The sequence below is a fragment of the Trebonia sp. genome (genome assembly GCF_049794275.1).
Taxonomy (GTDB): domain Bacteria; phylum Actinomycetota; class Actinomycetes; order Streptosporangiales; family Streptosporangiaceae; genus Trebonia.
This window is the reverse complement of sequence record NZ_JBARCR010000905.1, coordinates 1-8385: the sequence shown is the minus strand read 5'-3', so window position 1 is coordinate 8385 and position 8385 is coordinate 1. Positions and strand designations below refer to the sequence as shown.

Here is an 8385-nt window from a genome sequence, read left to right as displayed (position 1 = left end):
GGCCAGGCCGGCCGCCGTCCTCGCCGGGCGGGGCGCCGGTCAGCTTCAGGAAGACATCATCCAGCGTCGGCCGGCGCAGCCCGATGTCGCTGACACCGATCTGTGCCCGGCGCAGCCCGGCGGCCGCCTCTTCCACCAGCTCGAGCCCGTTACGCGGAGCCGGGAGGGTGAGCCGGTCCGGGCGCTCGTCCGCCTGAGGCTCACCGCAGCCCACCCCGGCGAGCACCGCCTGCGCCCGGTCACGCTGCTCCGCGCTGTCCAGTTCGACCTCCAGGATCTGGCCGCCGACCCGGTCCTTGAGCTCGTTCCCTGTTCCCTCCGCGATCACCTTTCCGCGGTCGATGACGGCGATCCGGTCGGCTAGCTGATCGGCTTCCTCCAGGTACTGGGTGGTCAGCAGGAGCGTTGTCCCCTCGCGCCGCAGCTCGCGCACGACGGCCCAGATCTCGTTGCGGCTGCGCGGATCCAGGCCCGTGGTCGGCTCGTCGAGGAACAGCACCTGCGGGCGGGTCAGCAGGCTCGACGCGATGTCGAGCCGGCGGCGCATGCCGCCGGAGTAGGTCCGGGCCGGCCGGTCAGCCGCCTGCGCCAGGCCGAACCGCTCGAGCAGTTCGCCGGCCCGGCGGCGGGCGTCCTCACGGGTCAGCTTGAACAAGCGTCCGAACATCTCCAGGTTCTCCCGCCCGGTCAGCAGCTCATCGACCGCCGCGAACTGCCCCGTCAGGCCGATCAGCTCGCGGACAGCGGCAGGCTCCCTCGCCACGTCGCGGCCGAAGACCTCCGCCCGGCCCCCGTCCGGCGACAGCAGCGTGGCCAGGATCCGCACCAGCGTGGTCTTGCCCGCCCCGTTCGGGCCCAGCAGGCCAAACACCATCCCCGCCGGGACCTCGAGCCCGGCACTATCCAGCGCCACAGTCGCCCCGAAACGCTTGACCATACCCTCGACCCGGATTGCGGGCACCGAAGAACCATGTCCGTTTACCCCGGTCACTGGGTCCGTTCCCGGCTCGACTGGGCTTGTGCTGTTGGCACCTCGGCGCAGCTGGGTGGCGGCGTGCACGGAAGCATCCGTTGACGTAACCCGCTCGTTGTCCGCTGTCATGTCGCTCTCCTCAACCGGGCCGTGCCGGCCTTCGCGGCAGACTCAGCCTTGCCACCAGGCAGGTGACTGGTCGTCACCGGATCGTGGTGATTCGCCGGCGCGGGGCAACGCAGGACGGGAGGGCCGCCATCTGCTCGGCGAACCGTCCAGGCGCGACCGCCAGTTCGCCGACCCAGGCGGGCGGTCAATTGATCACGCTCTGGTGGCAATTCATAAGCTGTCCAGCCACGCGTGAAACCGGAACCCACGCGGCCGTCCACGTGCCGCTGACCAGCCAGTTATCCGGCTGCCGCCCGCTCCAGCGGGATCCGCCAGAGCCTGCCGGACAGTGCTGCCCCGATCGTCGCCTGGCGCATTCCGGTGCGCCAGGGACTGTCTCTTCCTGGCACCTCGACCGGATGACCGCCCGCGATTTTCCGGTGCAGATCGCCCAGATCTGCAGAACTCGATGGCCGATCTCCCAGTCGACCACGTCCACACCGAACGGCGGCTCGGTCGCGTCAAAGTGCCTGACTCGGACGGGCGGCCGAGGACGTCGGTGCCATTTGGAGCGGGTGGCAGGATCCAGGTAGTCGGCGCCAGTGGTTCCGAATCTGGGTGCTGGAGCCTTCGGTCAAGAGTTACCCTCAGGTTAGCTACCTGAGAGATGGGGTCGCCATGTGCCGCGGTGGTCGTCTAATAGGGGATTTCGTGGCCGGTACCGACGCCCGGCCTGGCCTGCCCGAAGAACTCCACGAGCATCTGACCACGACCGTGGACGGGCTGTGGGTGGTGTGGGCGCACAAGCTGGCCCGGCAGGCGGGCGATCTGTTCGTCCCGCTGACGGGCGGTTCCGGCTATCCGGCTGACGCCAGAGCTCAGTGCCGGTACCGGGGCGTCCGGGGTGCTCACGACGTCCCCGATCCGAGATGCACGTGCGGCTTCCACGCCCTCTCAAGTCCGAGGTTGCCCGGCCTGCCCGTCGGTCACGGCTGCACTGCGTTGACCGTTGCACTGTCCGGACGGGTGCTGGGCTTCGAGTGGGCCCGCGGGGGAGTGTTGTGGCGGGCGGAGCGGCAGACCGTGGTTCGCTTCGAGCGGTCGGCCCTGTCCGAGCGGGCGGAAGGGATTCCGGGCAAGCGCCGCCATCCCGGCGATCCCGACGGCCGTCCGGCTGTCGTGCCCGCTGTGACGCCCCGCGATTCAGGGCCGGTACGGCTGAACCTGCCCGTCTCTTCCCCGGTCCTGCCGGTGTGCGACGACGATGCGGGCTGGTGCGTGGAGTTCAGCACGCTCGAGCACTCGCCGGCATCTCTGGTCCTCGCCTAGCGCGAGCGCGAGCCGTAGCTACGCCACGATCCGTGGTTATCCCACCACCTCGACCACATCAGGCCGTGCTCCATAACGCCGAGTCGGTACTTAAGAAGATCGCCAGTCGTGGCGCATTCGAGGCTCACAGATCATCTGGTTCGGCATGCTCTTCTCCCGATCACCAGCTCAGCTAGGCCCGCCTGCGTTCGCCGCCTCTCGCCCTGGACGCGCACCGGTGTCCGTGCTCCCCGGTCGCCGGGCGCGCCGCGATGGCCGCACGTCTCAGCCCCTGAGCAACTGGCGGCCCATCATCATGCGCTGGATCTGGCTGGTGCACTCTCGATCACGCGGCCCGAACCTCGACGACACTGAGCGTCCAGGCGTGGCCGACGATTCGGATGGGGCGCAGTCCGGCCGAGTGCAGCAGCGTGAACATCTCCCGCTCGCTCCGCTCCTGGCCGCCGTATCCCATCATCGTCAGGTCGGCGCGGGCAAACCGGCGGTGGTCGGGGGTGGCGGCGAAGCGGCCGGGCAGCAGCCGGTCGATCAGCAGGAGCACGCCGTCGGCGCCCATGCCGTCGCGGCAGCTGGCGAGGATCTGCCGGGCGCGGGAGTCGTCCCAGTCGTGGATGATGTACTTAAGCAGGTAGCAGTCGGCCGGCGGTGGCGGGCCGTCGAAGAAGCTGCCGGGTACGAAGCCAGCGCGGCCAGCCAGCCCCTGACCCTTCAGGTACGCCAGCGCCCCGCGCTCCACTGACGGCAGGTCGAAGACCGATCCCGTCAGGTGCGTGCAGGACTGCAGCACGGCGGCCAGCAGGCCACCGTAGCCGCCGCCGGCGTCGACCACCGTGCGATGGGCGCTGAAGTCGTAGATGCGGCACAGGTCGATGGCGACGTCGCGGCTGCTGCCGACCATCGTCCGGTGCATATCGTCGAGCCGGTCGGTGTCCTCGCCCAGCCGGTCGAAGCCCTCCGGCCCCAGCGTGACCGAGTGACCCGCCCGGCCGGTCCGCACGATCTCGGGGATGTCGGCGAAGCCCCCCTTGCTCATGCCGCTGTAGAACAGCACGTCCCCGCGCAGCGAACCTTCCGCGTCTCGGCGCAGCAGCGCTCCGGCATCGGTGAGCGCGAACCGGCGGTCGCCGAGATCCTGGCACACGCCCAGCGCGCTGCCCGCGCGCAGCAGGCGAAACAGCTGGAACTCATCCAGCCCCAGCCGCTGCGCCAGGTCGCGGGCGGCGGCCGGACCGCTGGCCAGCGCTTCCGGAAGCTCAAGCTGCGTCAGGGCGGTCAGGACGTGGATTGGCCAGAAGCCGTCGATCAGCTCCTGGACATGGGCGGCTGCCGGATCATCAGATCGCATGCGAACTCCGTGAAGTAGGACGAATCACCGTAGTACCCAGCGAACCGCATGGGGTGCCTGCTGCATAGGACGTAAACAGCCCCATGAGCATCAACACAGCGCTTGATGGCCGCCGGGTGTCCCGCGCGACAAAAGTTCCAAGAAATCGCCTGTCGATGGCCTGCTTTCAGCCTAATGCGCTGCCGGGCAATACCCACGCGGCGGACCTGGCTGGTGCCCTCGCAGGTCTGGGTGTTGTTAGGTCTGGCTTCTAGCGGCCGGAACTTGCGTTCGCCACCCGGCCCCTGACCTCGCCCCCTGCCTGCTGGCCGGCGCAAGACAGCACCCGTGCAGGTGACGCGCTCCCAACCGGAGCGAACGGAGGTTCGCGTTGGCCCCGGCCGCAGATTGCCCTGCTCTGCGCATACAGCAGGCGACTCTGCCGTATGCCAGCCTCCACGCCGAACGGCGGCTCTCTCGCGGAAGCGGTCGGCCGACGAGGCCGGCGCCGCAGCGTCTGTCGTCACAGGCTCGCACTGAGAGCAGAGACGGTGGCCGGTGCCTACCCGGCGGCCCGGTACGCTCGTGCGATGCGCGGTTCGGTCACGGTTCACATGGCGGCATCCGCTGACATGATCTGGGATCTGGTCAGTGACGTTACCCGGGTCGGGGAGTTCAGCCCCGAGACGTTCGAGGCGGAGTGGCTCGGCGGCGCCGGCAGCCCCGAGGCGGGGGCGCGTTTCCGCCGTCACGTGTGGCGCAACGGCCGGGGGCCGGTGTACTGGACCGTCTGCACGGTAGCGGCGTGCGACCCCGGCCGCGAGTTCGCCTTCACGGTGGCCGGGCCAGGCGGGAAGACCGTGAACACCTGGCGGTACCAGCTGGAGCCCGCCGCAGACGGCACCGATGTCACCGAGTCGTTCGAGCTGCCCGACACGCTGCTGACGCGCCTGTACTGGATGGTCGCCGGTTCCGCCCGCGGCCGCACCAACATGAACAGCATGCGGGTCACCCCGGAGAAGATGAAGGCAGTCGTCGAAACCGTCGGCCGTTCCCGCTAGACCGAAGCTGGAACTCCGGCCGCCGATGCACGTCCGCGGAACGTCGTGTGCGGACGCGCCCCCGCCGACCGCCACCCGTCACTCATCGCAATCAGTCAAACGCGGCATCGGCACGCACGGAGCGATGGATCGCCGACTCTGCACTTAAGTCGACCTGGTTTCCGTGGCCTAGCGTTCCGTGCAGATCGTCCGGTTCGGTGGGTTGCGGCCGCTCCACTGAACATTTCGGATGGCATGACCACGGATGCCTTGAGATTGGAGAGGGACCTGTCGGCGAGACCGTCCTTCTCTGGCTGTGGCTAAGCCTTCTGGAGGCGGTTCCGGGTTCGATGCCTCGGACAAGGCACCCTTCAGCGCTGTCTGTCAGCCGGCGGGTCCCGGCCCGTTTGGAGGAGATGTAGTCATTGTCGCTGGGCCTGACTTCGATGGCGCGGTCGTCGTCGGCCAGGGCACGGGCATAGCTCGAGGCATCGTGTCCCTAGGCGCGCCCGGCTACAGAGTCGCCCGTCCGCTACCGTTGCCTGAGTAGATCGTCACGGGGAGGGCGCATGCCGTACATCGTCGACTTCGAGAACGTGTCCACCATCGGCTTGGAATCGTCCCCGGTCGCGGACGCTCTGGCTGGACTGCGCGCCAACGAGGCGCGCTACTACAAGAACAAGTACGATCACGTCTTCACCGTGAGTCCCGCAAGCGAGGCACCAGAGGTGCTCGGCTGGCTCAACCGCATCCTCGCCGACGAGCGCGGCATCGTCATCTCCGCCCGCCCGCTCGAGGTGACTTCCTTCGAGGTGGACGGTTTCCGGATGGCTTACGTGTTCTACGAGTCCGGCCTGTCAGTCAACGTGATGTACGGCATCAAGGACGGGGAGAAGCGCGCAGTCGGGTTCAAGCTCTCAGAAGGCATGGGAGTTCCCGAGGAACTGGCGTCACGCTTCAAGTTCGCGCGCCAAAAGTCAAAGCTGGCCGGCGTGATCCGCGGCTCCTTCTTCGTGATCAAAGGTGAATACTGAGCCCGAATCCGCAGGCCGGTGATGGCCGCGGAGGGACGCCCGCGGTAGCCGCCCTGGCCCACCTGCCGTCAGGCGGTTCCAGGCTGAGGCCGCCTAGCTGACCCTGTGGGCCATTGCCCGCAGCCTGGTGCGCGCCGTCGGAGCCCTCCCCGGCACCTTCCACGCGAGGGCCGCAACCGCAGGCCGCGGCGGCTGGAAGCTGACCGAGGGACGCATACCGACTGCCGCCTGTCTTCGAGCTGCTGGTGACGGCTGGGTTCGCGTCACTGGCGCCGGGTTATGCATTTGACGGAATTCGAAGGGCTGCTCATCCTGGGGGCTGAGCAGTTCGTCACGCCCTGCAGCGCGCCGTCGCTACTGGAGGATGCACATGGTGCCGGTCGTCAGATGCGACAGCTTGCGGACCGGCCGGCTGGTAATGCGCCGATGGCAGGACGGCGACCGGGAACCGTTCGCAGCGCTCAACGCCGACCCGCATACCATGCGGTTCTTTCCCGGCACCCTGGACCGGGCGGCAAGCGACGCAATGATCGACCGGCTTGAGGAACGGTTCGAGGCCCAGGGCTTCGGGCTGTGGGCGCTGGAGCTCGCGCACACCGGCCAGTTCATCGGCTTCACCGGCCTCAACCCGATGCCTGACGACGTGCCGGGCGCCGGCGGCATGGAGGTCGGCTGGCGGCTGGCCCGCACGGCCTGGCATCACGGCTATGCCACCGAGGCGGCGCGCGCGGCCCTGGACGTCGCATTCGGCAGCCTGGGAATGGCCGAGATCTACTCGATGACGGCGGTGCTCAACGAGCCGTCGCAGGCGGTGATGCGCCGTCTGGGCCTCACCGAATTCGCGCGCTGGGACCATCCGCGGATCCCCGAGGGCAGCCCGCTACGGCCGAGCGTGACCTATCGGCTTACACGCGACAACGGCTAATGCGCATGAGCGAGGAACTCGCCGCCACACAGGAGCGGACACGCGCCAGATAAACCCGTTCTGTGCCTGGATCAGCTCGAAGAGCAGCCGGGCTGAGGACGCGCAGATCGGCGGCTCGGGCGCGGTAAGTCTGTGCGAGTCGATGACTCGCTGTGAATGGCCGCTGATTGCGGGGGCCCGCGAGAAGCCATGGCGACTGCACGGGGAGCCGTAAGCGGTTCGCCGGATCTGTACGGTTGGCGGTGTGCTCCCGGACCATCCGCTTGCCGAGCTGATCGCCGCCGCGGCGGTCGGCCGGTTCCCCGCCGCGGACGGAGGCTGGCGGCGCGTGCCGCCGTGGCGCCCCGGGCTGGAGGCGATCATCGCCTTCACCGGGCACGCGGTCTTCGCCGTCCAGCCGGACATCACCGGCCACCTGCTCGCCTCGCTGGGCGCGGACGGCTTCGGCGGCGCCCATGACCCCCGGCTGATCACGGCCCTGGCCGGGCCAGGCGGCTGGATCGACAGCCTGGACATCCTGATGGCCGCCCGGGGCACCGCCCGCCCGGGCGTCACGCCCGCACTGGCAGACCGGCCAGACCTCGCCGGCCACCCGCGCGCGGAATTCGCGGCCGGCATCCGGGATCACCCGCGAGTCGTGGGTTACCAGGATCCGCACCGCTCGGCCCTGGCCGTCATCAGCACCGGAATCGCCGGCTTGACCGAGTTGAGCTTCGAGCTTGAGCCCGGCCACCGCGGGGCGGGCGGCGGAGCGAGGCTGGCCAGTGAGGTCCTGAGCACCGTCCCGTCAGGCCAGATTGCCGTGGCAGCCGTGGCACCAGGCAACGCAGCGAGCGTCCGGGCGCTGCTAGCTGCCGGGTTCAAGCCCCTGGGCTCCCTGCAGCTCTTCCGCCGCGCCGTCCACAATCCAGGCACCCGGGTAGCCGCGCGCACAAGGGCCAAGATGCCCTGATTTGCACGTCACCGTGAGCTCGCGCTGAGAGGAACGGCGTCGCACATTAGATGACATGCATCGGGCCGTGCTGGGCTGAGGTCGCAGGGGGGTGCCGGGAGACCTCCCCAGCTCGGGTGCGGGTCAGGATTGACCGCGTAGGCAATTCGCGTGGGGCGCGTTCGTGCGCGCTCCGGAGCTTGAGGAGGTCCCGATGCCCATCGTAGGCGGGCTGGATATCCACCGGAAACAGATCACCTTCGACTACCTCGACACCGTGACCGGGCAGGTGCAGCGCGGCCAGGTCGCCCCGGCCGACCGGGAGCACCTGCGGGCCTGGCTGGCCCGGTTCGCCGGGTGCGAGGATGCCGCGTTCGCGGTCGAGGGGTGCACCGGATGGCGGTATGTCGCGGAGGAGCTGGCCGCGGCCGGGGTTACGGCGCATCTGGCCGAGCCGGCCGACACCGCGTTCGCCCGCGGCCGCAAGCGGCACGCCAAGACCGATAAGACCGACTGCCGGCATCTGCGGATGCTGCTGGCCGAGGGCCGGCTGCCGGAGTGCTGGATCCCGCCCGCCCGCATCCTGGAATGCAGGGCGCTGCTGGAGACCTATCACGACCTGCGGGCCGAGCACACCGCATGGGTGCAGCGGATCCACGCGGTCTTGTTCCACCAGGGCGCCCCGGCGCTGGGCGAGGGCACGCTGCGCAGCGAGCAGGGC

The 8385-nt window shown here is 69.2% G+C and carries 8 protein-coding genes; 6 read left to right on the top strand and 2 right to left on the bottom strand.

Translation table 11 applies throughout. From position 1 onward, the window contains the following. A partial coding sequence (locus WA805_RS23300) for an ATP-binding cassette domain-containing protein (protein WP_425243402.1) occupies positions 1-1102 on the bottom strand: 1102 nt, incomplete at its 3' end. A gap of 690 nt (positions 1103-1792) precedes the next feature. On the opposite strand from WA805_RS23300, the gene WA805_RS23295 reads away from it, so the two are divergent. Next, positions 1793-2410, top strand: coding sequence for a hypothetical protein (locus tag WA805_RS23295; protein WP_422281228.1), 618 nt, complete (start codon positions 1793-1795; stop codon positions 2408-2410). Positions 2411-2735: 325 nt separating this feature from the next. Here the strand turns inward: WA805_RS23295 and WA805_RS23290 are convergent, their stop codons facing one another. After that, positions 2736-3755, bottom strand: coding sequence for a methyltransferase (locus WA805_RS23290; RefSeq protein WP_424561703.1), 1020 nt, complete (start codon positions 3753-3755; stop codon positions 2736-2738). A 569-nt stretch (positions 3756-4324) separates the two neighbouring features. Between WA805_RS23290 and WA805_RS23285 the strand changes: the two genes are divergently transcribed. The 5 genes from WA805_RS23285 to WA805_RS23265 all read left to right on the top strand — a co-directional run. Further along, positions 4325-4795: an SRPBCC family protein gene (locus WA805_RS23285; RefSeq protein WP_422338858.1), complete on the top strand. Its 471-nt coding sequence runs from the start codon at positions 4325-4327 to the stop codon at positions 4793-4795. 548 nt (positions 4796-5343) lie between these two features. Beyond that, positions 5344-5808, top strand: a complete 465-nt coding sequence (locus tag WA805_RS23280; RefSeq protein ID WP_424563974.1) for a phage tail protein — start codon at positions 5344-5346, stop codon at positions 5806-5808. 370 nt (positions 5809-6178) lie between these two features. Next, the gene (locus WA805_RS23275) at positions 6179-6733 is read left to right on the top strand and encodes a GNAT family N-acetyltransferase (protein WP_422277799.1); all 555 of its coding nucleotides are present in this window, start codon (positions 6179-6181) and stop codon (positions 6731-6733) included. Between the two features lie 244 nt (positions 6734-6977). Beyond that, a complete protein-coding gene (locus WA805_RS23270; RefSeq protein ID WP_422290241.1) occupies positions 6978-7685 on the top strand; it encodes a hypothetical protein in 708 nt (235 codons plus the stop codon). Positions 7686-7878: 193 nt separating this feature from the next. After that, positions 7879-8385, top strand: a 507-nt coding sequence (locus tag WA805_RS23265; RefSeq protein WP_425243401.1) for an IS110 family transposase, incomplete at its 3' end; no start/stop codon positions are given.